This is a genomic window from Streptomyces sp. G-G2, assembly GCF_030063135.1.
Classification (GTDB): Bacteria; Actinomycetota; Actinomycetes; order Streptomycetales; family Streptomycetaceae; genus Streptomyces.
Genome location: NZ_JASISO010000038.1, coordinates 48,259 through 69,953 on the forward strand (window position 1 = coordinate 48,259; position 21,695 = coordinate 69,953).

Annotated in this window: 21 protein-coding genes; 8 read left to right on the forward strand and 13 right to left on the reverse strand. The window is 73.0% G+C overall.

All coding sequences use genetic code 11. The annotated features are described in order from the left end of the window. Positions 1 to 47 precede the first annotated feature (47 nt). From moeZ to QMF80_RS26985, 5 genes are all read right to left on the reverse strand, one after another. Positions 48 to 1,226, reverse strand: coding sequence for an adenylyltransferase/sulfurtransferase MoeZ (gene moeZ / locus QMF80_RS26965; protein WP_283457764.1), 1,179 nt, complete (start codon positions 1,224 to 1,226; stop codon positions 48 to 50). A gap of 82 nt (positions 1,227 to 1,308) precedes the next feature. Further along, positions 1,309 to 2,073, reverse strand: coding sequence for a spherulation-specific family 4 protein (locus QMF80_RS26970; protein WP_283457766.1), 765 nt, complete (start codon positions 2,071 to 2,073; stop codon positions 1,309 to 1,311). Further along, the gene (locus tag QMF80_RS26975) at positions 2,061 to 3,056 is read right to left on the reverse strand and encodes an NAD-dependent epimerase/dehydratase (protein ID WP_283457768.1); all 996 of its coding nucleotides are present in this window, start codon (positions 3,054 to 3,056) and stop codon (positions 2,061 to 2,063) included. Before QMF80_RS26975 ends, QMF80_RS26970 begins: the two co-directional genes overlap by 13 nt. Before the next feature lie 59 nt (positions 3,057 to 3,115). Then, on the reverse strand, positions 3,116 to 4,183 hold the full coding sequence (locus tag QMF80_RS26980; RefSeq protein ID WP_283457770.1) for a hypothetical protein: 1,068 nt from the start codon (positions 4,181 to 4,183) through the stop codon (positions 3,116 to 3,118). After that, positions 4,180 to 5,751, reverse strand: coding sequence for a DUF3492 domain-containing protein (locus QMF80_RS26985; RefSeq protein WP_283457833.1), 1,572 nt, complete (start codon positions 5,749 to 5,751; stop codon positions 4,180 to 4,182). The genes QMF80_RS26980 and QMF80_RS26985 overlap by 4 nt, the downstream gene beginning before the upstream one ends. Before the next feature lie 220 nt (positions 5,752 to 5,971). Here QMF80_RS26985 and QMF80_RS26990 point away from each other — a divergent pair, with 220 nt between their 5' ends. Beyond that, entirely contained in the window at positions 5,972 to 6,886 is a 915-nt protein-coding gene (locus QMF80_RS26990; protein WP_283457773.1) for an IS982 family transposase, read from the forward strand. A gap of 29 nt (positions 6,887 to 6,915) precedes the next feature. Here QMF80_RS26990 and QMF80_RS27000 read toward each other — a convergent pair whose 3' ends face one another. From QMF80_RS27000 to QMF80_RS27025, 7 genes are all read right to left on the reverse strand, one after another. Next, the gene (locus tag QMF80_RS27000) at positions 6,916 to 8,553 is read right to left on the reverse strand and encodes a dipeptide ABC transporter ATP-binding protein (RefSeq protein ID WP_349372242.1); all 1,638 of its coding nucleotides are present in this window, start codon (positions 8,551 to 8,553) and stop codon (positions 6,916 to 6,918) included. Continuing rightward, positions 8,550 to 9,542: an ABC transporter permease gene (locus QMF80_RS27005; RefSeq protein ID WP_283457775.1), complete on the reverse strand. Its 993-nt coding sequence runs from the start codon at positions 9,540 to 9,542 to the stop codon at positions 8,550 to 8,552. Before QMF80_RS27005 ends, QMF80_RS27000 begins: the two co-directional genes overlap by 4 nt. Continuing rightward, positions 9,539 to 10,522 (reverse strand): ABC transporter permease, encoded by a 984-nt coding sequence (locus QMF80_RS27010; RefSeq protein ID WP_283457777.1) that lies wholly within the window; start codon positions 10,520 to 10,522, stop codon positions 9,539 to 9,541. Before QMF80_RS27010 ends, QMF80_RS27005 begins: the two co-directional genes overlap by 4 nt. Next, on the reverse strand, positions 10,519 to 12,258 hold the full coding sequence (locus QMF80_RS27015) for an ABC transporter substrate-binding protein (protein ID WP_283457779.1): 1,740 nt from the start codon (positions 12,256 to 12,258) through the stop codon (positions 10,519 to 10,521). The genes QMF80_RS27010 and QMF80_RS27015 overlap by 4 nt, the downstream gene beginning before the upstream one ends. Before the next feature lie 193 nt (positions 12,259 to 12,451). Then, positions 12,452 to 12,559, reverse strand: coding sequence for an Ms4533A family Cys-rich leader peptide (locus QMF80_RS38120; RefSeq protein WP_349372243.1), 108 nt, complete (start codon positions 12,557 to 12,559; stop codon positions 12,452 to 12,454). A 59-nt stretch (positions 12,560 to 12,618) separates the two neighbouring features. Continuing rightward, positions 12,619 to 14,049, reverse strand: coding sequence for a DUF3152 domain-containing protein (locus QMF80_RS27020; RefSeq protein ID WP_283457780.1), 1,431 nt, complete (start codon positions 14,047 to 14,049; stop codon positions 12,619 to 12,621). Between the two features lie 6 nt (positions 14,050 to 14,055). Continuing rightward, positions 14,056 to 15,042, reverse strand: a complete 987-nt coding sequence (locus QMF80_RS27025) for an alpha/beta fold hydrolase (protein ID WP_283457783.1) — start codon at positions 15,040 to 15,042, stop codon at positions 14,056 to 14,058. Between the two features lie 136 nt (positions 15,043 to 15,178). Here QMF80_RS27025 and QMF80_RS27030 point away from each other — a divergent pair, with 136 nt between their 5' ends. The 4 genes from QMF80_RS27030 to QMF80_RS27045 all read left to right on the forward strand — a co-directional run bounded on the left by QMF80_RS27030 (position 15,179) and on the right by QMF80_RS27045 (position 17,013). Further along, on the forward strand, positions 15,179 to 15,394 hold the full coding sequence (locus QMF80_RS27030; RefSeq protein ID WP_283457785.1) for an Rv3202a family protein: 216 nt from the start codon (positions 15,179 to 15,181) through the stop codon (positions 15,392 to 15,394). 149 nt (positions 15,395 to 15,543) lie between these two features. Beyond that, the gene (locus tag QMF80_RS27035; protein WP_283457787.1) at positions 15,544 to 16,185 is read left to right on the forward strand and encodes a TetR/AcrR family transcriptional regulator; all 642 of its coding nucleotides are present in this window, start codon (positions 15,544 to 15,546) and stop codon (positions 16,183 to 16,185) included. Positions 16,186 to 16,360: 175 nt separating this feature from the next. Then, entirely contained in the window at positions 16,361 to 16,588 is a 228-nt protein-coding gene (locus QMF80_RS27040; RefSeq protein WP_283457789.1) for a DUF3107 domain-containing protein, read from the forward strand. 128 nt (positions 16,589 to 16,716) lie between these two features. Further along, positions 16,717 to 17,013, forward strand: coding sequence for a hypothetical protein (locus QMF80_RS27045; RefSeq protein WP_283457791.1), 297 nt, complete (start codon positions 16,717 to 16,719; stop codon positions 17,011 to 17,013). 107 nt (positions 17,014 to 17,120) lie between these two features. Here the strand turns inward: QMF80_RS27045 and QMF80_RS27050 are convergent, their stop codons facing one another. After that, complete coding sequence (locus QMF80_RS27050) at positions 17,121 to 17,879, reverse strand: ferritin-like fold-containing protein (RefSeq protein WP_283457793.1); 759 nt, start codon at positions 17,877 to 17,879, stop codon at positions 17,121 to 17,123. Between the two features lie 493 nt (positions 17,880 to 18,372). On the opposite strand from QMF80_RS27050, the gene QMF80_RS27055 reads away from it, so the two are divergent. The 3 genes from QMF80_RS27055 (at position 18,373) to QMF80_RS27065 (ending at position 21,638) form a co-directional block, all read left to right on the forward strand. Next, positions 18,373 to 20,367, forward strand: a complete 1,995-nt coding sequence (locus tag QMF80_RS27055; protein WP_283457835.1) for a DEAD/DEAH box helicase — start codon at positions 18,373 to 18,375, stop codon at positions 20,365 to 20,367. A 148-nt stretch (positions 20,368 to 20,515) separates the two neighbouring features. After that, entirely contained in the window at positions 20,516 to 21,400 is an 885-nt protein-coding gene (locus tag QMF80_RS27060) for an alpha/beta fold hydrolase (RefSeq protein WP_283457796.1), read from the forward strand. Between the two features lie 85 nt (positions 21,401 to 21,485). Continuing rightward, the gene (locus QMF80_RS27065; RefSeq protein ID WP_283457798.1) at positions 21,486 to 21,638 is read left to right on the forward strand and encodes a DUF8834 family protein; all 153 of its coding nucleotides are present in this window, start codon (positions 21,486 to 21,488) and stop codon (positions 21,636 to 21,638) included. Positions 21,639 to 21,695: the final 57 nt, after the last annotated feature.

Consider the following 21,695-nt stretch of genomic DNA (forward strand, 5'->3'; position numbering starts at 1 on the left):
CCGGTCCGCGTGCGGACCGGGCCCTTCCGGTGGTTCTCGTGGCCGTCCTAGTAGATCGGCTTCTCCGGCTCGATCTGATGGACCCAGCCGATGACGCCGCCGCCGACGTGCACCGCGTCCGAGAAGCCCGCGGACTTCAGGACCGCGAGGACCTCCGCACTGCGGACACCCGTCTTGCAGTGCAAGACGATGCGCTTGTCCTGCGGCAGGCCCTGGAGGGCGGTGCCCATCAGGAACTCGCCCTTGGGGATCAGCTTCGCGCCGGGGATCGAGACGATCTCGTACTCGTTGATCTCACGGACGTCGATGATCTCGATCGGCTCGTCGTTGTCGATCCACTCCTTGAGCTGCTTGGGAGTGATCGTCGAACCCGCGGCGGCCTCCTGGGCCTCCTCCGACACGACGCCGCAGAAGGCCTCGTAGTCGATCAGTTCGGTGACGGTCGCGTTCGGACCGCAGACCGCGCAGTCGGGGTCCTTGCGGACCTTGACCTGGCGGTACTGCATCTCCAGGGCGTCGTAGATCATCAGGCGGCCGACCAGCGACTCGCCCACGCCGGTCAGGACCTTGATGGCCTCGGTGACCTGGATGGAGCCGATGGACGCGCAGAGCACGCCCAGTACGCCGCCCTCGGCGCAGGAGGGAACCATGCCCGGCGGGGGCGGCTCCGGGTAGAGGCAGCGGTAGCACGGGCCGTGCTCGGACCAGAAGACCGAGGCCTGACCGTCGAAGCGGTAGATCGAGCCCCACACGTACGGCTTGTTCAGCAGCACGCAGGCGTCGTTGACCAGGTAACGGGTGGCGAAGTTGTCCGTGCCGTCGACGATCAGGTCGTACTGGCTGAAGATGTCCATCACGTTCTCGGCTTCGAGCCGCTCTTCGTGGAGGATCACGTTCACGTACGGGTTGATGCCGAGCACGCTGTCACGCGCCGACTGAGCCTTCGAGCGGCCGATGTCCGCCTGGCTGTGGATGATCTGGCGCTGCAGGTTCGACTCGTCCACCTCGTCGAACTCGACGATGCCCAGCGTGCCGACACCGGCCGCGGCCAGGTACATCAGGGCGGGCGAACCGAGTCCGCCGGCACCCACCGCGAGCACCTTGGCGTTCTTCAGGCGCTTCTGCCCGTCCATCCCGACATCCGGGATGATCAGGTGGCGGGAGTACCGACGGACCTCGTCAACGGTGAGCTCGGCAGCCGGCTCAACCAAGGGTGGCAGCGACACGGGGACTCCTGGCGGGTCATCCCCACAGGCGCGGGGAGCATTTAAAAGGTCGTTCTTGCCCGTAACACTGCCACGCCCCTCTTCATTCCGAGACACCCGGTCCGATCCGCGAGACGATTTCGTCCCAGTACCCGGGCATCGAGGCCCAGGGGGCGCCGCCCGTACGGGTTCCCAGCCGGTCCGTGAACCAGATCGTGCCCGCGCCCTGCCAGCGGGCGACCCGTACCGCCTCCTCCAGGTGCGCGCGCGGGACCCCGTGCACGAGGTGGCAGAACCGCTCCGGCGGATACTCGGCGGTCCACTCCGCCACCTGCGACCAGCGGTAGTCGGCCCAGCTCCCGGAGAAGGTGACCAGCTGGTCGGCGGTCTCGGCGTAGCCCTCGTACGGGTGGGTGCCGTGCCCGAGCACGAGGTGCGGGAGGTCTCCGCCGGTCCCGAGCGTGCGCAGGGTGTCCGTCACCCTCGTCACGGCGGCCAGTCCGGCCCGGTCGGCCGGGGCGTCCGCCAGGTAGAAGCCGCCGACCCGGTACCAGTCCACGAACCGGTGCGCGTCCGAGATCATCTCACCGAACGAACGCTCCCCGTCCCGCATGGCGAGATGGCCGAGTACGGTGCCGCCCGCTTCCCGGAGCCGGGCCGCGGCCACCGTGCAGTGCGGGTCGGGGCGCCGCCCGGGGCCGTCCGCCACATTGAGGACGGCCCAGTGCAGCGGGGTGCCGGGGCGGGTCAGCTCGGCCCACTCGACGGGGGCGACCAGCGGGTGCCCGTACCCGGGGACCCCGAGGCCGAGCTGCCCGGCCTCGGTGGCGGGCAGCCGGGCCCCGGGCGGGGTGGTCAGATGCGGCACGCCGCCTCCATCCAGATGTCCGCGAGCGATTCCTCCAGATTGATCCGGGGCCGCCAGCCGAGCCGGTCGCGGGCCGTGCGCACGTCGGCCTGCTGCCAGGTCCCGCAGCCGTCCGGGTAGGGGTACGGCGGGGCGGCCGCGGCCAGCTGTTCGGCCGTGGCCTCGGCGCGCGGGGAGCCGATCGCGGCCAGGCCCGGCGGGCGGCCGGGGTGCGCGTGCGGCTGCTGCGGTGCGTCGAGTTCGTGGATGGCGCCGCCGTAGCCCGCGACCCGGGCCAGTACCCCGGCCGCGTCGCGCAGCCGGACCGCGCGGCCCGTGCCGATGTTCACGACGCCCTGCGCGGCGGACAGCGAGGCCGCGTGCACGGCCCGGGCGACATCGCGTACGTCGACGAAGTCGCGCTGTACGCCGAGTCCGCTGAGCTTGAGTTCCGAGTCCCCCGACTGCATGGCGCGGCGCATCGCCTCGGCGAGCCTGCCGAGCGGGGACCCGGCGGGGGTGCCGGGGCCGACGGGCGAGAAGACGCGCAGGACGACCGCGTCCAGGCCGGAGCCGAGGACCAGTTCGGTGGCGGCGAGCTTGCTGACGCCGTACGGTCCGCCGGGTCTGGGCACGGCGTCCTCGGCCGTGGACGATCCGGGCTGGCTGGGCCCGTACTCGGCCGCGCAGCCGAGCTGCACCAGCCGGGCCCCGCAGCCGCTGCGGCGCAGCGACTCGCAGACCGTGGCGACGGCGACGGTGTTGTGCCGGGTCAGCTCACGGGCCCCGCCGCGGGTGGCGCCCGCGCAGTTGATGACGACACCCGGGTGGACGGCGTCGAGGAAGCGGGTCAGCGCGCCCGGACTGCCGGTGGCGAGGTCGAAGCGGACGTCGGCGTCGTCGCCGCGGCCGAGCGCGGTGAGCTGGACGGCGGGGTCGGCGAGCAGCCGGTCCGCGACGTAGCGGCCGAGGTACCCGTTGGCTCCGATCAGCAGCACCCTCATCGCGCGGCCCCGTGGTTTTTTGGCTGGCCGGTCATGTCTTCTTCTCCTTGTTGGCGCGGTCAGGTCTGTGCGTGCGCGGATGCGCGGGAGAGCGCGACCGTGGCGTGGACGAGCAGTCCGGCGGCGGCCGCCGCGGCGGCGCCCGGGTACGGGATCAGCGCCACCGCGAGAGCGGTGGCCGCAGGGACCCGGTGCGGCGCGTGGCGTACCAGCAACCGGGTCAGGAACAGGAGCACCGCGAAGGGCACGGCGGCGGCGAGCGGGGTGCCGAGCAGCGCGGGCGGGACGGCCGCGAGGGTGGTGAAGACGGCGACCGCCCCCACCAGCAGGGGCCGGACGCCCGCCGCGAACTCGTCCAGCGCCCGGCTCCCGGCCATCCGGCGCCGGGCGCGGGCCGCGAAGGCGGCGGCGCACCAGTGCGCGGGGGCGGCGGCCAGGGCGAGCCCGACGGCGAAGGCGGCGCCGTACCGGTACGTCGCGTACCCGGTGGCGGCGGCGGCGAGCAGCTGGGCGGGCCAGGGCAGGCGGCGGCCCGGGGCGCGCGGCGGGGTCAGGGCGGCGACGGTCAGGCCGACGGAGAGGACGGCCACCCACGCGGCGTCCCCGCCGAGGGCGAGGGCGCCGAGCGCGAGCGCGCCGGGGGCCAGCGCGTACGCCGCTGCCCGAAGCCCACCGGCCGCGAACGGAGCCGGGGCGGGGGCCGGGGCGGCGGCCGGGTGGGGGCCGCCCGGCGCGTCCTCCCTGGGCACCCGGGCGTACAGCTCCTCGGCGAGGGAGAACACGTCCCGGTGCCGGAACCGCGCGGCGGTGCGGTCGGTGATCCCGTGCGCCTCCAGCCCGGCGGCGATCTCCAGCGGGTCGACGGCCCGCTCGCACAGCTCCCGGTGCCGGTGCATGAGCCCCTTGACCGGGTCCCCGCCCCCGCGCCGCCGCCCGGCGACGGGCTCGGGCACGGCGGGCACCTCGGGAGCGGCGACCGGCTCGGGAACCGCCATCGCCTCGGGAACGGCGACCGGGAGCGGAACCGCCACCCGCTCGGGAACGGCCGGCGGCAGCGGTACCGCGACCGGGGCGGGCCGCCGGGCCAGGTCGAAGAGGGACGGGCCGGTGTCCGGATGGGCCGTCATGCCGTGGCCTCCGGAACCGGGGCCCACGTCGGGCTGGTCCAGTGCCCCGGCACCCGGGCCTCCGGCGGGTGGGTGAAGGGGGTGTCCGCGGGCGGGCAGGCCGCCCCCCGGGCGATCAGCTGGAGGTAGATCTCGCGGAAGGCGCCCACGTTCTGCTCGACCGTGAACAGTTCCAGCGCCCGCGCCCGCGCGGCGGCCCCCAGCCGACGGGCCCGCTCGGGGTCGCGCAGCAGGGTCAGGCAGGCGTCCGCCAGCGCGCGCGGGTTCCGCGGCGGGACCACCAGTCCCGTACCGCCGATGACCTCGCACACCGCGCCCACGTCGGTGGAGACGGTGGCCCGGCCGCAGAACATGGCCTCCACGAGCCGGATCGGGAAGCCCTCGACCACGGAGGACAGCACGGTGACGGGGGCGGAGCCGTAGGCGTCGGGCAGGCCGGGGGTCTCCGGTCCGCCGATCTCCTCGAAGGTGACGGGGCTCTCGCCGACCGTCACCGCGTCCGCCGCCTCGTCCGGGAAGAGCTGGGCCGCCAGTGAGCGGCAGTCGGCCAGGTACCCCGGCGCCGCCGCGGTCGCGAAGATCCGCAGCCGGGTGGCCGGTTCGGCCCGGCGCACCTCCGCGAACGCGTGCAGCAGCGCCATCAGGTCCTTGGCCGGTTCTATCCGGCCCACCCACACCAGGGTGGCCGGGTCCCCGTGGTCGGCGGCCTCGCCGACGGTGGCGAATCGGTCCGCCTCCATCCCCGGGTAGACGGTCCGCACCCGTTCCCGGGTGGCCCCGCAGCGCTCCTGCCAGCGCCGCGCGTGCGCGTTGCCGGGGGTGAGCAGGTCCGCCCTGGCATAGATCTCGGCGGCGAGCCTGATCTGGAAGGCGGCGAGCAGGGCCCGGAGCGCGGGCCGCTCCTCGGGGTGCTCCAGGTAGTGCGCCCGGAGCTGGACCCCGTACTCGGTGACCAGCAGCGGAACCCCGAAGAAGCGTTTGGCCACCAGGCCGGGCAGGGCCGCGAGGCCGCCCGACGCGGCGTGGCAGATGTCGACGGCGCCGAGGCCCTCGTACCAGTCCAGGCTGAGCGGGCGCAGCGCGCGCTCCAGTTCGTCGACGAAGGCGAGCAGGTCGGGAACCTGGGCGCCCCGCACGGCGCGGCTCGCGCCGGGGGCCCGGCAGGCGGACTCGACGGCCCGTACGGCGGTCTCGGAGCGGATGGCGGCGTACAGCCCGCCCTGGTCGCGGGCCAGTTCGGCCAGTCCGTACAGCCCGGCGGTGAAGGACTCGGCGTCGGCCGCGCAGATCCCGCGCACCAGATCGGTGAAGCGGTCCAGGAACCGCCGGCGTTCGCGCCGCGAATAGCTGCGGCCGTCGTCGTCGGGGGCCCACAGGGAGGCCGACCGTACCCGGGTGACGTGGCCGGGCAGCGGCACCCGGCCGCGCTCTTCCTGCCCGGCGCTGCGGCTCAGCGCGTACAGCTCGAACTCGTGCTGCGGGAGCCCGCGCACCAGCCGGTCGCACCACAGCCTCGCTTCGCCCGTCGCATACGGATATCCGCCTTCCGTGAGCAGTGCGATCCGCACGAGTGCCACCCCCGATCTCCCGTTCAGGCGGCCTCCGTCGGTCCGGTGACCCGCCGCGAGAACTCAAGCGGATATGCCGAAGGCGCGACGGACGGTTGTCCATCGCGCCACCGGAAGGGGTGAAGAGTCGTAACTTTCCCGTACTGTTCGCGTTCGACCGCGCTAGATGATTGATTCCAAGGGGTAGCCGCACGGACGCGAGGGTGTCCACCCTCGATGTGTGACGACCGATATGGACACCCTCGCAACTGCACTGTACGTGCGGGTCGATGACCTTTTGAAGGCCTCGCCGCACTTTGCCCCCTGGCGGCCGAAGGTGGGCCTGGAGCCGAAGCTCAGTGATGCGGAGCTGGTCACCCTGGCGGTGATGCAGGCCCTGCTGGGCTTCGTTTCCGAGGCCCGCTGGCTGCGCTATGCCCACGCTCACCTGCGGTATCTCTTCCCGTACCTGCCTCAGCAGCCGGGCTGGAACAAGCGCCTGCGGCGTGCCGCCGATCTGGTCAGGCACGTCCTGCGGGTGCTGGCCACCGACACCGCCGGGTGGACGGACGACGTGTGGGTCGTGGACTCCACCCCGGTGGAATGCGGCCGGTCCCGGGAGACCGCCAAGCGGTCCGACCTGGCCGGATGGGCCGAGTACGGATACTGCGCCAGTCACTCGCGTTACTTCTGGGGCCTTCGCCTGCACCTCGTGTGCACGCTCAGCGGCCTGCCGATCGCGTTCGCCCTGGCCGGGGCGAAGGCCAACGAACAGCAGACCCTGCTGGAGATCTTCGCCGTGGAGCCCGGCCTGCTGGCCGAACGCCCTGGTCAGACGCTGATCGGGGACAAGAACTACTTCGGTGCCGAGTTCGAGGCGCAGTTGAGGGACGCCGGCGTGCACCACCTGCGGCCCGCGCGCAAGGGCGAGGCCGAGCGGCCGGGAGCGGAGCTGTTCAAACCGCTTCGGCAAGTCATCGAGTCGATCAACCAGACCCTCAAAGGACAGCTTGACCTGGAACGACACGGCGGCCGGACCGTCACCGGAGTGACGGTCCGCGTCCTGCAACGCATCCTGGCGCTCACCGCCGCGATCTGGCACAACACCAAGACCGGCAAACCAGTGCTCCGCTCACTGACCGCCTACGATCACTGACCCCTTGGAATCAATCATCTAGTGCCGCGTCAGGCCACCGTGGTCGCCCTCCGGCGGTCGGCGCGGCGCCCGGCGGCGAGGGCCGGGTCCAGGGACGGTACGGCGGCCAGCAGCTGCCGGGTGTAGGCGTGCCGGGGCCGGTCGTACACCTCGTCCACCGGGCCCTCCTCGACGACCTCGCCCGCGCGCATGACCGCGACCCGGTCGCTGACCTGGCGGACCACGGCGAGGTCGTGCGCGATGAAGACCAGCGCGATGCCGGTCTCGCGCTGGATCTCCGAGAGCAGGGCGGTGACCTGGGCCTGTGTGGTGACGTCGAGGGCGGACACCGGCTCGTCGCAGACGATCAGCCGGGGCCGGGGGGCGAGCGCGCGGGCGATGCCGACGCGCTGGCGCTGGCCGCCGCTGAACTCGTGCGGGTAGCGGTCGTAGTGCGCGGCCTCCAGCCCGACCCGGACCAGGAGTTCCTCGACCCGGTCCCGGACGGCCCGCTCGTCGCGTCCGCCGCTCGCGCGCAACGGGTCGGCGATGGATTCGCCGATGCTCCGGCGGGAGTTGAGCGAGGAGCCGGGGTCCTGGAAGACCATCTGGACGCCGGGGGTGATGCCGGAGCTCTCGCGGCCCGCGTGGCGGACGCTGCCGGAGGTGGGGGCGAGGAGACCGACGAGCATCCGGCCGAGGGTGGACTTGCCGCTGCCGCTCTCGCCGACGATGCCGAGGGTCTCGCCCTCGGCGACGGTGAGCGAGACCCCGCCGACGGCGGTGACCCGCCGGCCGCCCCGCCCGAACTCCCGTCGCAGGCCGACGGCTTCGACCACGGGCGTACGGTCCCCCGCGGGCCGGGCCGGGGTGCGCGGGGCGTCCAGCCGCGGCACGGCGGCGAGGAGCCGCTCGGTGTACGGGTTCCCGGGCGCGGCCAGTACCCGGGCGACCGGGCCGTGCTCCACGCCCCGTCCGTCGCGCATCACGAGGAGTTCGTCGACGTTCTCGGCGGCCACGCCCACGTCGTGGGTGACGAGCAGCAGCGCGAGGCCGCGTTCGGCGCGCAGGCCGTGCAGCAGGTCCAGGATCTGGGCCTGCACGGTGACGTCGAGGGCGGTGGTGGGTTCGTCGGCGATGAGCAGCCGGGGTTCGCAGGCCAGGGCCATGGCGATGAGGGCGCGCTGGCGCATGCCGCCGCTGAACTCGTGCGGGCGGGCGCGGGAGCGGCGTACCGCGTCCGGGATGCCCACCCGGTCGAGCACCTCGACGGCCCGGGCGCGGGCGGCGCGCCGGGAGACGCGGGTGTGCACCCGGTGGACCTCGGCGATCTGGTCGCCGATGGCGTAGTAGGGGTCGAGGGAGCTGAGCGGGTCCTGGAAGACCATGGCGGCGGTGGCGCCGCGCAGGGCGCGCAGTTCGGCGGGCGTGGCCGCGCCGACGTCGGTGCCGCCGACGCGGACGGTGCCCGAGATCCGGGCGCCGGTGCCGTGGTGCAGCCCGAGGAGGGCGGCCGCCACGGTGGACTTGCCGCTTCCGGATTCGCCCACGATGCCCAGGGCGCGCCCGGGTTCCAGGGTGAAGGAGATCCCGTCCACGGCCCGGACGCACTCCCCCGGGGCGCCGACCGGAAAGTCGACTTCGAGGCCGGTGACCTGCACCAGCGGCTGCGCCGGACGGTGCGTCATGCCAGGGCCACCCTTCGGTCCGCGACGGCGTAGAGCAGGTCGGCGACGGCGCCCGCGACCACGACGGCGGCGCCGATGGTCAGGGTGACGCCGACGACCACGGGCAGGTCGGCCACGCGGGTACCGTCGATCAATGTCTTGCCGAGTCCGGGGATCCCGAACAGCGACTCGGTGAGTACGGCGCCGCCGATCATCGTGCCGAAGTCGACGGCGCTGAGCGCGACGACCGGTGCGACGGCTCCGCGCAGGGCGTGCCGGGTCACCACGGCCCGTTCCCCCACGCCGTAGGCGCGGAAGGTGCGGATGTGGTCCTCGGCCAGTGTCTCCAAGGTGGAACTTCGGGTGAGGCGGGCGTACTTGGCGCTCTCGAAGAAGCCGAGGGTCAACCAGGGCAGCAGCATGTTCCAGGCCCACTGCTCGGGGTCGTCGCCGAGGGGGACGTACGTCGGGAACGGCAGCCACTGGAGGTAGGCGCAGACCGTCATCAGCAGGAGCAGACCCAGGATGAAGACGGGGGTGCCGGTGCCGGCGAGGGTGAGCACGGTCAGGGCGCGTTCGGTGAGTCCGCCGCGGCGCAGCGCGGACAGCAGTCCGGTGCCCACGCCGATGACCAGCCAGATGACCATGGCGCCCGCGGCGAGGGACAGGGTGGCGGGCAGCCGCTGCAGGATCAGCTCGGTGACCTGCTGGTCGTTGCGGTAGGAGAAGCCGAGGCAGGGGGCGTCGCAGTGCAGGGAGAGTCCGGCGCCGCCGGAGTAGTCGCGGCCCGCGACGAGGCCTTGGAGGAAGTGCAGGTACTGGGCGATGACGGACTCGTTCAGCCCGAGCTGTTCGCGGACCTGGGCGATCTGCGCCGGATTGCAGCGTTCGCCGCAGGCGAGGCGGGCGGGGTCGCCGGGGGCGACGTAGAACAGGGCGTAGACGGCGACGGACAGGATGAGCAGCACGAGGAGTGCGCCACCGGCCCGTCCGAGCACGAAGCGGGTCACGCTCGGCGCTCCTTCCTGGTGCCGACCCGCAGGCGAGAGCCCTCGCGCGGGTCGAGGGCGCCGCGGACGGCGTCGCCGAGGACGGTGAAGGCGAGGACGGTGAGGAAGAGCAGGCCCGCGGGGAGCAGCACGTAGGCGGCGTCGGCGCGGAACCAGGTCTGGGCGCTGGAGAGCATCTGCCCCCAGGAGGGCGTGGGCGGTGTGACGCCGACGCCGAGGAAGGACAGGGAGGCCTCGGCGACCATGTTGGACGGGACGAGGATCGCGGCGTAGGTGATGACGGGGGCGGCCAGTGCGGGCAGCAGTTCACGGCGGGCGATCCGCAGCGTCCCGTTGCCCGACAGCCGGGCGGCGTCGACGAAGTCGAGTCCGCGCAGGGCGAGGGTCTGGGCGCGGACCATCCGCGCGGTGGGTCCCCAGCCGAGCAGTCCGATGATCAGGATCAGCAGCAGGGGGCGCGGGAAGCCGAGCGGGACGACGGCGGTGAGCGCGATGCCCAGCACCAGCATGGGGAGCGCGATCAGTACGTCGGTGGTCCGGGCGACGAGCCCGCCGAGGAACCGGTTGCCGAGGGCGGCGGCGAGTCCGGCCACGAGGCCGACGAGGACCTGTACCGCGGTGGCGCCGAGGGCGACGAGCAGGGAGACCCGCGCGCCGTAAGCGAGGCGGGTGAACAGGTCGCGTCCGGTGCCGGGTTCGACGCCGAGCCAGTGGTCGGCGGAGATCCCGCCGAAGGAGCCGAGGGGGACCCCGCCGCGCGCCGAGTCCACGAGGTCGTCGTGGTAGGCGTTGGGGTCCTGGCCCGCGAGGTCGGCGAGCAGGGGCGCGGCGAGGGCGACGAGGACGAGCAGGGCCAGTACCGCGGCGGCCACGAGGGCCGCGGGACGGCGCCGCAGCCGCCGCCAGACCTGGCGCGGGGCGCCCGCGGCCGGGGTGGTGACCCCGGCCGCGGCCGCCTGCCGTTCGGATACGAGCGTCACTTGACCGAGACCTGCGAGATGTCGAGGACGCCGGTCCAGTCGCTGATGACGACGCCCTTGACGTCCTTGCCGACGAGCCGCTTGTAGACGGGGTGGAACAGCGGCACGTCCAGGGCCTGCTCGCCGACCTTCTTGTCGAGGGCACCCCAGCGCTTGCCCGCGGCGGTGAGGTCGGTGAGCTTGGCGATCTCGTCGATCTCGGCGTTCACGGCCGGGTCGTCGAGCTGCGCGTGGTTGTAGTTGGAGCCGTTGGTCACGATCTGCCGCCCGTCGAAGATCGGGGCGAGGAAGGGTCCACCGGAGGGCCAGTCGGCGCCCCAGCGGGAGAGGAAGAAGCCGGGGGTGTTCTTGACGTCCCAGCGCCTCTCGTTGAAGGCGTTGGTCTCCAGGCCTTCGAGCTTGACGGTGATCCCGGCGGCGGCGAGGGCCTGCTGGACGGCGGTGGCGACCTCGGGGCTGGTCTGCCGGTTCTGCGCGGTGGAGTGGGTCAGCGTGATGGTGAGCCCGTCCTTGAAGCCGGCTTCGGCGAGCAGCTGCTTGGCCTTGACCGGGTCGCCGGTCCTGCCCGCCGGGAAGTGGTCGTAGGCGGAGTGGCCGAAGGCCTCGCGCTCGGGCAGGAAGGTGGTGGCGGGCTCGGCGAGGGCGGAGCCGCCCGCCGCGTTGATCACGCTGGTGCGGTTGATCGCGTACGAGATGGCCTGGCGCACCTTCGGGTTGTCGAAGGGGGCCACCTTCGGGTTGAAGGCGAGGTAGTTGATGTAGCCGAAGTGGCCGGTGCCGACGCGGGCGGCGAGGTTCTTGTCGGAGCCGATCTGGGCGAGCTCGGCCGGCCCGAGGTTGGTGTCGGTGGTGATGGCGGCCGCGTCGGGGCCCGAGCTGGTGGAGAGCCGCTGGTTGATGACGGCGGCGTCGAGGCCGGAACGGACGTCGATCCGGTCCGGGTAGGCCTTGCGCTCCTCGTCGGTCCTCGGGTCCCAGTTGCCGTTGCGCTCCAGGACGAGGTGTTCGCCGTCGCCCTCGTTCTTGACCACCTTGTACGGGCCGGAGGAGACCGGGTGCTCCTCGTAGGTGACCCCGGTGTCCTTGGCCTTGGGGACCGGTGCGAACTGGGTCTGGGTGGCGACGAAGGGGAACTCGCCCTCGGGCTTGCGCAGTTTGAAGACGATCGTCTTCGCGTCGGGCACGACGATCGAGTCGAGGCCCTTGCCGCCGTCCTTGTAGGGCCCCTGGTAGGTGTCCCCGCCGACCAGCCAGTCGCGCAGGTAGGGCGCCCCGCCGGAGAGTTCGGCGGCGAAGGAGCGCTCGATGCCGTACTTGATGTCGGCGGTGGTGATGGGGCTGCCGTCCTCGTACGCCAGCCCGTCCTTGAGCGTGTACGTCCACTCGGTGGCGTCGGCGTTGGCCTTGCCCGTGTCGGTGGCGAGGTCGGGCACCACCTTGGCACCGGCCGCGCCGTCCTCCCGGTTGCGGGTGGTGAGCGTACGGAAGACCAGCGAGGGGACGTTCCCGCCGCCCGAGGTGTACAGCCGGGCCGGGTCGAAGTCGCTCTGCGGCTCGTTGTTGAGGACGTTCAGCGTGCCGCCGCGCTGCGGCTGCCCGGCGGCGCCGCCGCCCGGCTTGTCACCGGAGCGTGCCCCGCCGTCGCCCTCGGGGCCGCAGGCCGCTGCGCCCCCGGCCAGTACGAGGCTGACGGCGACCGCGGCCACGCGGCGCGATATGTGGGTGTGACGGAGCATCGGAAAGGGACCTCTCGGCGTGATGGGACGTGCGGGAAGGAACCACGCGAGAAGCGGCGTCCGGCCCCCCGGAAAAGGGGTGGGGAGAAGGACGGAAGAAGCCGCGACCGCGGGCATGAGAAGGCCCGGGCGCGGCGGAATGATCACAAAAGCGGAATCATCACGAAAGGTGTCGCGCGCGCTCAGGCAGGCGTCAGCGACAGAGGATGTCGGCCACGCTGTGCGCGGTCACACCAAGCAGCGCCCGCTCTATGGCGGCGCTCGCGTTCGTGGTGTGGAGGTGCGACATGCGGAGAACCATTGCCGACCATCGAACACCTTGTCAATCCGGCATTCCCCGCCCGGCGGCCCCCGTACCCATCAACTGACCGGGTACACCCAGGGGTTGGGCTTGCACGAGATTCCGTCGATATCGAGCGACTTCGTCTGCTGCTGCATGATCGGCGCGAGCGCGCCCGGGGTCCGGCAGCTCACGTGGTCGTGCCCGAGCCGGTGGCCGACCTCGTGGTTGATGAGCATCTGGCGGTAGGCGAGCATCTGGTCCTGGCCGTAGGTCGGTGAACCCTGCGCCCAGCGGAACGCGTTGATCATCACCCGGTCGGTGGAAGCGGAGTCGCAGGAGACGTTGTCGACCGTCGTGTCGAGCCCGGATTTCGCACACCAGGCGCCGGTGGTGCCCGGACTGGCGAGGGTGATGACGAACTGGGCGTCGCCCGAGGGGACCCGCTCGAAGGTCATGTCGCCGTCGTGGGCCCAGCTGCGCGGGTCGTTCAAGGTGCGCTGGACGGCCTCGGCGAACAGGTCCGCGTCCAGGTCGAGCCCCTGCTCGACGTCGACGCGGTAGTGCACCAGCTTCCCCTTGCCGGGGGCCGGGGCGCCGGTCCCGACGGTGCTGAAGGCTCCGCTGCCGACGAGCTTCGCGTCGATCGGGTGGGGTTCGGCCATCTTCTGCTCGTACGTCGTGGCCACCGCCGGGGCGCCGCCGCCCGCGGCGGGCGCGTCGGGCGTCGCGCGGCCGTCGGAGCGGGAGGCGGCGGACTGGCCGGGCAGGGCGCGGGAGCCGCCGGGCTCACCGGCGCTCTGCGCCCCGAGCTGGGTGGCCGGGTCCTCGCCGGACACCTGGCCCGCCACGACGACGGCGAGCACGGTGGTGACGGCCGCGGCGGCCATCCCGGTGTACGTACGGACCTTGCGGCGGCGGGCGGATCCGGGCCGCTCCGCCGGGGGCGTGCGCGGGGTGCGGCGCGGCGTGGGCACCCGGCGGTGCGAGCCCGTCGAGGTGACGGGCGTGTCCTCGGTACGGCGCTCGGGCCGGGTGGACGGCGGCGTCGGGAGGGTGACCCGGGGGAAGCCGGTGGCGGGGGCTCCGAAGTCCGGGGTATCGGTGTCGGTGACGAGGCCGAAGGCGGAGAAGGGCACGGCCGGCGCGGGGGGCACGGGCACGACCGCCTCGACGGGCGCCGCGTGACCGGGCGTCGACGGGACGGGAGCGGAGTGGCCGGACGCCGGGTGACCGGGCGCCGGATGCGTGGGCGCCGGGTGGGAGCGGGTGGCGGCGCGCAAGTCGCCGTACGCCCCGCCGGGCTCGTGGATCTCCGGGTGGCCCGCGCGCACGCCGGGCGCGGGCTGGTTGACGTACCCCTGGTGACCGGTGGTGGGCTCGGGTCCGCGCCGCCGGGCGGCGGGCTCCGGGTGGCCGCCGGACGGCCGGTCCGCGGTGCCCGGCTCCCCGTGGTCGCCGCGGACCGGGCGGGGAGGAGCTGCCAGGTCCTTGCGGCTATGTCGTCCCACCGGTCCTCAGCCTCTGCCGTCTTTGTCTCGTCGTTCGGAGTGCTCGGCGTCGCGCAGCAGCTCCCGGAAGGCCGACGCCACGACCTCGGGGTGCTCCATCATCGCCACGTGGCCCGCCTCCGGCAGGCACAGCAGCCGCGAACCCCTGAAGGAGGCCGCCGCCTTGTGCGCCATACGGTACGAGACCAGTTGGTCCCTGCCACCGTAGACCAGCAGGGTCGGTGCGAGCACCCGACCGGCCTGTCGCCACAGCCCGTGCTGCCCGCCGAGGGTGTAGGCGTCGACGATGCCGCGGGAGGAACGGGCGAGCGCCTCCCAGAAGTGCGGCAGCCCCATCCGGCGTTCCGTCTCCTCGACGGCGTACCGGAAGCTCTCGGCCGTCACCCGTGCGGGGTCCCCGTAGCAGAGCCCCATCACCCCGCGGGTGCGTTGTTCGGCCGTCAGGTCCCGGGTGAGGCGCGCGAAGAGGGGGGCCACTCCCGGTACGGCGAGCAGCGCGGTGGGCACCGCGGAGCGCTGCACCCGCAGTTCGGGCAGGGCGGGCGAGATCAGCGTCAGCGTGCGCACCACATCGGGGCGGACCGCGGCGACCCGGGTACTGACGGCCCCGCCGAGGGAGTTCCCGAAGAGGTGTACGGGCCCCCGCCCGGCGGCGTCGAGGTGGCGGATGACGGCCCGGGCGAGGGCGGTGACCGAGTAGTCGCGGTTGGCGGGCGGCGGGGAGCTGCCGAAGCCCGGCAGGTCCACGGCCTCGCCGTCGACGGTGTCCTCCAGCAGCGCCATCAGCGCCGACCAGTTCTGCGAGGAGCCCCCGAGCCCGTGCAGGAACAGGGCGGGCGCCAGTCCCTCGCGGACCGGTGGCCGGGAGCGGACCGTCAGGGTCAGACCGGGCAGCTCGGCCGTGCGCAGCCGCTCCCCCTCGCCCACTCGGACATCTCCCACCTGGGGCAGCTCGGCGGTGGCCCGCACACCTGGCAGCTCGGTCGACGACATGGGCGCAATGTTACGAGAGGATCACGCCCGGATCCGTGTGTTCGCCGTCACAACCCCTGTAGCGGTGCCCCGGCGATCCTCCTACGCTCGGAGGAGGAACCAAGGGCACACGAGGAAAAGGGAATGAGGGAGTCCCATGACTGTCGACCCCGCGGAACCTGACACCTTCCAGGACCAGCTGGGAGAGGAGCCCGGCCCGGAGGCCCCGGAGGCGGACGCGGCGGAGCAGCGCGCCGAGGTGAGTCCGCGCGAGGACGGGCCGCCGACCGGAGTGGACCTCGGCGGGGCGGCCGACGCGGACGCCATCGAGCAGGCACGGGTGGTCGAGCTGGACGAGGACGACTACCGCTGACCCGGGCGACCCGGGCTGACCAGCGGTGCTTGCGGACGTCCGCACCGCGAGAAAACTCGGTCGGGACCCCCCGGATTCGGTTACCGAAAAGTACGATGGCGGGCGCGGCGCACAGCGCCGCAGTGTTACGAGAGAAAGTGGGAGGCGGCGTGACAGCCATCGAGCAGACCGAGGCGGCGCGCCCGAGGGGCACCCGACTGCCGCGCCGAGCCCGACGCAACCAGCTCCTGGGCGCGGCCCAGGAGGTATTCGTCGCACAGGGCTACCACGCGGCGGCGATGGACGACATCGCCGAGCGCGCGGGCGTCAGCAAGCCGGTGCTCTACCAGCACTTCCCGGGCAAGCTGGACCTGTACCTGGCCCTCCTGGACCAGCACTGCGAGTCCCTGTTGCTCTCGGTGCGCACGGCGCTCGCCTCGACGAGCGACAACAAGCTGCGCGTGGCCGCGACGATGGACGCGTACTTCGCGTACGTCCAGGACGAGGGCGGCGCGTTCCGGCTGGTCTTCGAGTCCGATCTGACGAACGAGCCCGCGGTGCGCGAGCGCGTCGACCGGGTCTCGCTCCAGTGCGCCGAGGCGATCTCGGAGGTCATCGCCGAGGACACCGGCCTGTCCACGGACGAGTCGATGCTGCTGGCGGTGGGCCTGGGCGGGGTCTCTCAGGTGGTGGCCCGCTACTGGCTCTCCAGCTCCAGCCCGGTCGAGCGGGACACCGCGGTCGGCCTGCTGACCTCGCTGGCCTGGCGCGGTATCGCGGGTTTCCCGCTGCACGCCACCGACGGCCACTGAGCTGACGGTCACGGGCCCGACGGTCACGGGCTGACGGTCATGGAGGCCGACGGTCACGGGAGCTGTTCGCTGCCAGCGTGTCCGCTCTACGCCATTCGCGTCGGGTCCGCGGGCTAGGGTGGTGCCGGTACGGCGCACAGTGATCGCGCAATCGGATCGTCGGAGGGACAAAGCCGTGGAGGTCAAGATCGGCGTGCAGCACGCACCCCGGGAGATCGTGCTGGAGAGCGGCCTGAGCGCCGGGGAGCTCGAGAGCATCGTCGCCGACGCTCTGTCCGGCAAGACGCAGTTGCTCAGCCTCACCGACATCAAGGGCCGCAAGGTCCTGGTGCCGGCCGACCGCCTCTCCTACGTCGACCTGGGCGAGCCCAGCGCCCGCAAGGTGGGCTTCGGCGCGCTCTGAGGCGCGAAGCACCAGCAGAACCAAAGGAACGGCCCGGTGGTTGACCCCACCGGGCCGTTTCTCTCTCTTCCGCTTCGGGTAGGACGCCTGTGACCCGATTTGCCCTGACGTCTGGGAGGGACCTCATCATGCTGCTGGAAGCGCTCGGCTCAGTTCTGCTCGGTCTCGCCCTGTCCGCGGCGGCCCTGAGAACGCTCGCCAGGCGGCTGCCCGCCCCCCGGTCCGTGCTGGTCGGAGGGGTGACGGGGGCGCTCTTCGGGGCGTTCCTCACGCACTACGCGCTGGGCCCCGGACACACCACGGTGCCGGCCACCTTCATCGGCGCGGTACTGGTGTCCGCGGTGGTCCTGTCGCTGCTGCTGCGGCCCGCGGCGCGCACCAGGAGGTCGCCCCGGCGGACTCCGTTTTCGTTTCCGACGGGCTGACCGCTAGAAATCCGTACTGCCTGACCGCCGTACACCTGACCGCCGTACACACGTGAGGAGCCCGGTGCGCGCAATGGCGCACCGGGCTCCTCACGTGTGTACGGCGGTCAGGCAGCGAGCCCGAGGGCCGCCATCCGCCTGGTGTGCGCCTTGGTGATCCGGGTGAACATCTCGCCGACGGCCGCGAGGTCGAAGCCCGCCGCCATCCCGTCCACGCCACCGACGAGCATCGTGGAGAGCGCGTCGCGCTCGGCGACCACGCGCTGTGCCTGCGAGAGCGCCTCGCCCATCAGCCTGCGCGCCCACAGGGCGAGGCGACCGCCGCAGCGCGGGTCGGCCTCGATCGCGGCCCGCACCTTCTCGATGGCGAAACCGCCGTGGCCGGTGTCGTCCAGGACGCTCACGACCAGGGCGCGGGTGTCCGTGTCCAGGTGGGTGGCCACCTCGCGGTAGAAGTCGCTGGCGATCGAGTCACCGACGTACGCCTTCACGAGGCCTTCGAGCCAGTCCGACGGCGCGGTCTGGCGGTGGAAGTCGTCGACGCCCTTGGCGAAGGGCTCCATCGCGCCGGTCGGCTCGACGTCGATCGCCGCGAGCCGGTCGCGCAGCCGCTCGAAGTGCTGGAACTCGGCGGAAGCCATCTTCGCCAGCTCGGCCTTGTCACTGAGGGTGGGTGCGAGCTTCGCGTCTTCGGCGAGCCGCTCGAAGGCCGCGAGTTCTCCGTACGCGAGGGCGCCGAGCAGGTCCACGACGGCGGCCCGGTACTGCGGCGAGGCGGATGCCTCGGACCAGTTCTGGGCGGCGATTCCGGCGTTCGCGCCGTCGTCGTCGGCTGCGGCGGGCGATGCGTTTTCTACGGTCGACATGCACCGCACAATAGCCCGCTCGGGCGGTGCGGCAACCACGTGAGCGCCGCGGCCGGAGCGGGTGCCGGAGCAGGCCCGCGACCCGCACGCCGGTGTCGACCTGGTGAATTCACCCGACACAGCTGCGCGATTCCGGGGTACAGTGGTAATGCGCCTGCCGAATACTCGGCGGGCCGTTCAATGAGGATGCCCGGTCGGTGGCCCGATCGGCTCCAACCCCGACCGCCCTCGGCGTGGTGTGTGCGTTCATGCGCATCGCCCACGAGGGGCCCCCTCAGCGGCATGAGCGCTTGAGCGAAGGCCCGTGGTCCCGCGCAGCTTCCGTACACAGCAGTACTGCAAGCCTGGCACGGTACGACCCCCTTCGCCGCCTCGGGCCGCGTCTCACAGAAGAGGCAGCACCCTGACTACGTTCCGAGACCTTGGGATCCTCCCCGAGACGGCCGAAGCCCTTGAGGCCGTCGGCATCGTGTCCCCCTTCCCGATCCAGGAGATGACCCTCCCCGTCGCCCTCACCGGCACGGACGTCATCGGCCAGGCCAAGACCGGTACCGGCAAGACGCTCGGTTTCGGCCTTCCCCTCCTGGAGCGGGTCACCGTCCCCGCGGACGTCGAGGCGGGCCGGGCCAAGCCCGAGCAGCTGACCGACGCCCCGCAGGCCCTCGTGGTGGTTCCGACCCGCGAGCTGTGCACCCAGGTGACCAACGACCTGCTGACCGCGGGCAAGGTCCGCAATGTCCGTGTCCTCGCCATATACGGCGGTCGCGCGTACGAGCCCCAGGTCGAGGCGCTCAAGAAGGGCGTCGACATCATCGTCGGCACCCCGGGCCGCCTGCTCGACCTGGCCGGACAGAAGAAGCTCGACCTGTCGCACGTCCGGGCCCTGGTCCTGGACGAGGCCGACGAGATGCTCGACCTGGGCTTCCTGCCCGACGTCGAGCGGATCATGGGCTACCTGCCGCCCAAGCGGCAGACGATGCTGTTCTCGGCGACCATGCCGGGCGCCGTCATCGGGCTGGCCCGCCGGTACATGACGCAGCCGACGCACATCCGCGCCGTCTCCGAGGACGGTGAGGGCGCGACCGTCGCCAACACCACGCAGCACGTCTTCCGTGCGCACAACATGGACAAGCCGGAGCTGGTCTCCCGCATCCTGCAGGCCGAGGGCCGCGGGCTCGCGATGATCTTCTGCCGCACCAAGCGCACCGCCGCCGACATCGCGGAGCAGCTGGAGAAGCGCGGTTTCGCCTCCGGCGCCGTCCACGGCGACCTCGGCCAGGGCGCCCGCGAGCAGGCGCTGCGCGCCTTCCGCAACGGCAAGGTCGACGTGCTGGTGTGCACCGACGTCGCCGCGCGCGGTATCGACGTCGAGGGCGTCACGCACGTCATCAACTACCAGACGCCCGAGGACGAGAAGACCTTCCTGCACCGCGTGGGCCGTACCGGCCGCGCGGGCAAGAAGGGCATCGCCGTCACCCTGGTCGACTGGGACGACATCCCGCGCTGGCAGCTCATCAACAAGGCGCTGGAGCTGGACTTCCACGACCCGGCGGAGACGTACTCCACGTCCCCGCACCTGTACGAGCTGATGAACATCCCGGCCGGCACCAAGGGCATCCTGCCGCGCGCCGAGCGCACGCGGGCGGGCCTGAAGGCCGAGAACCTGGAAGACCTGGGCGAGACCGGCGGCCGCGGTGGCCGTGGCGGCCGCGGCCCGGCGGCCGCCGCCGCTCCGGTGGCCGAGGAGCGCCCCGAGCGCACCCGCACCCCGCGTCAGCGCCGCCGCACCCGCGGCGGGTCGGAGCACGGCGAGGGCGCGCTGCCCGTGGACACGGCCACCGTGACCGCGGCCGTCGTGACGGTGCCCGCTCCGGTCAGCCCGGTTGTCGAGGCGCCGGAGGCCGTGGCCGCCGACGAGCCGCGCAGGCCGCGTCGTCGCCGCACCCGCGGCGCCGCGCCGGCCGGCGTCACCGAGGCCGCGCCGACCACCGTGGCGGGGCTCGCCCCGCTCGCGCCGTTCGTCCCGGCCGCGCCGGAGCCGGACTTCCAGATGGCTCCGCTCGTCGAGCCCGCTCCGGTCCGCCGGGGCCGTCCTCCGCGCCAGGCCGCCGCTCCCGCGGCGCGCAAAGCCACCCGGGCGCCCGCGAAGGCCGTCGCCGAAGCCGCCGTGGTCGAGGCCCCCGTGGTCGAGGCCCCCGCGGCCGTCGCCCCGGTCGCCGTCGCGGTCGTCGAGGAGGCTCCGGTCAAGCCGAAGCGCACCCGGACCCGCAAGGTCGCCGAGGCCGCACCGGTCGCCGACGCCGCACCGGTCGTCGAGGCCGCGGCCGTCGCCGAGGCCGCTCCCGTGAAGCCCAAGCGCACCCGGACCCGCAAGGTCGCCGAGGCCGCGCCGGTCGTCGAGTCCGCGGCCGCCGCCGTGGCCGAGGACGCCCCGGTCAAGCCGAAGCGCACCCGGACCCGCAAGGTCGCCGCCGCCCCCGAGGCGTAGGCACCCGCGCCGCCAGGCACCCGTTCCACCGGACGGCCCCGGTCCCCTTCCCCGGGGGCCGGGGCCGTCCGCGTGTCCGGGCCCGGCCGCGCACCGGAGCCGTCCGGGTATCCGGGCCACGGCGCGTACGGGCCGGTAACCTCTGGCCATGAGCAAGCCGCCGCGCCTCACCCTGCCGCCCTCCGCCCGCGCCCGCTCCCTCGCCACCGAGCGCGGGGAGTTCGCCGCGCACGAGGCCGGTGAGCCGGCGCTCGGCACCGCCCTGCTGGTCCCCGGTTTCACCGGGAGCAAGGAGGACTTCGTCGGGCTCCTGGAGCCGCTGACGGCGGCCGGGTACCGGGTGGTCGCGGTGGACGGGCGGGGCCAGTACGAGAGCACGGGCCCCCGCGACGAGGCCGCCTACGCCCTGCCCGAGCTGGCCCGGGACCTGTCGGCGCAGGCCGCCGCCCTGGGCGCCGCCGAGCGCCCCGTGCACCTGGTCGGCCATTCCCTGGGCGGCCTGGTCGCCCGGGCCGCGGTGCTCCGCGACCCCGCCCCCTTCGCCTCGCTGACCCTGATGAGCAGCGGGCCCGGCGCGATCGACCCGGCCCAGCAGGAGCGTACGAAGCTGCTCGTGGCGGCGCTGGAGCTGCTCGGGGACGACATGCCCGCCGTCTGGGCGGCGATGCGCGCCCAGGATCCCGCGGACGCGGCGCCGGACGCGCCCGATCTGGTGGAGTTCCTGCGGGAGCGCTGGCTGGCGACCGTACCGGAGCAGCTCATCGCGACCGGGCGGATCCTGATCTCCGAGCCGGACCGGGTGGCGGAGCTGGCGGCGGTGGAGCTGCCGAAGCTGGTGCTGTCGGGGGCGGTGGACTACGCCTGGCCGGTGCCGTGGCTGGACGCGATGGCGGACCGGCTGGGCGCCCGGCGGGTGGTGGTGCCGGGCACCGAACACTCCCCCAACGCGGAGGACCCGGCCACGACAGCCCGCGCCCTGATAGGGTTCTGGGCTGATTCGTCAGGGTTTGACCGTGCTGTCTTTAGCAAGTGAAAAAATTTCCTTAGCGTAGGGAATGTTTGCCTCCTACACTTCGTTGACCGTATGCAAGGAGAAATACCGACGAAGGGAGAAGCCCGTGCGCTTCGAGATTCTGCGCTTGGACGATGTCGACGGAAACGCCGTGGACAGCACCGTCGTGGACGCGGCCTCCGTCAACCGGATCGTGCAGCATGCCGCGTCTGTCGGCCAGCGCCTCCTCATCCGGCCGTTCGAGTCCGCGTCCTCCTGACGGCGAACCCACTCGCCGCACCACTTCACAACGCCCCCTCACCGGATCCGGTGCGGG

Bases quoted from the DNA above. Each gene is read 5' to 3' on its own strand.
- QMF80_RS26975 (WP_283457768.1), bottom strand. From the start codon at position 3,056: ATGAGGGTGCTGCTGATCGGAGCCAACGGGTACCTCGGCCGCTACGTC.
- QMF80_RS26980 (WP_283457770.1), bottom strand. From the start codon at position 4,183: ATGACGGCCCATCCGGACACCGGCCCGTCCCTCTTCGACCTGGCCCGG.
- QMF80_RS27000 (WP_349372242.1), bottom strand. From the start codon at position 8,553: ATGACGCACCGTCCGGCGCAGCCGCTGGTGCAGGTCACCGGCCTCGAA.
- QMF80_RS27015 (WP_283457779.1), bottom strand. From the start codon at position 12,258: ATGCTCCGTCACACCCACATATCGCGCCGCGTGGCCGCGGTCGCCGTC.
- QMF80_RS38120 (WP_349372243.1), bottom strand. From the start codon at position 12,559: ATGGTTCTCCGCATGTCGCACCTCCACACCACGAACGCGAGCGCCGCC.
- QMF80_RS27025 (WP_283457783.1), bottom strand. From the start codon at position 15,042: ATGTCGTCGACCGAGCTGCCAGGTGTGCGGGCCACCGCCGAGCTGCCC.
- QMF80_RS27030 (WP_283457785.1), top strand. From the start codon at position 15,179: ATGACTGTCGACCCCGCGGAACCTGACACCTTCCAGGACCAGCTGGGA.
- QMF80_RS27045 (WP_283457791.1), top strand. From the start codon at position 16,717: ATGCTGCTGGAAGCGCTCGGCTCAGTTCTGCTCGGTCTCGCCCTGTCC.
- QMF80_RS27050 (WP_283457793.1), bottom strand. From the start codon at position 17,879: ATGTCGACCGTAGAAAACGCATCGCCCGCCGCAGCCGACGACGACGGC.
- QMF80_RS27055 (WP_283457835.1), top strand. From the start codon at position 18,373: ATGACCCTCCCCGTCGCCCTCACCGGCACGGACGTCATCGGCCAGGCC.
- QMF80_RS27060 (WP_283457796.1), top strand. From the start codon at position 20,516: ATGAGCAAGCCGCCGCGCCTCACCCTGCCGCCCTCCGCCCGCGCCCGC.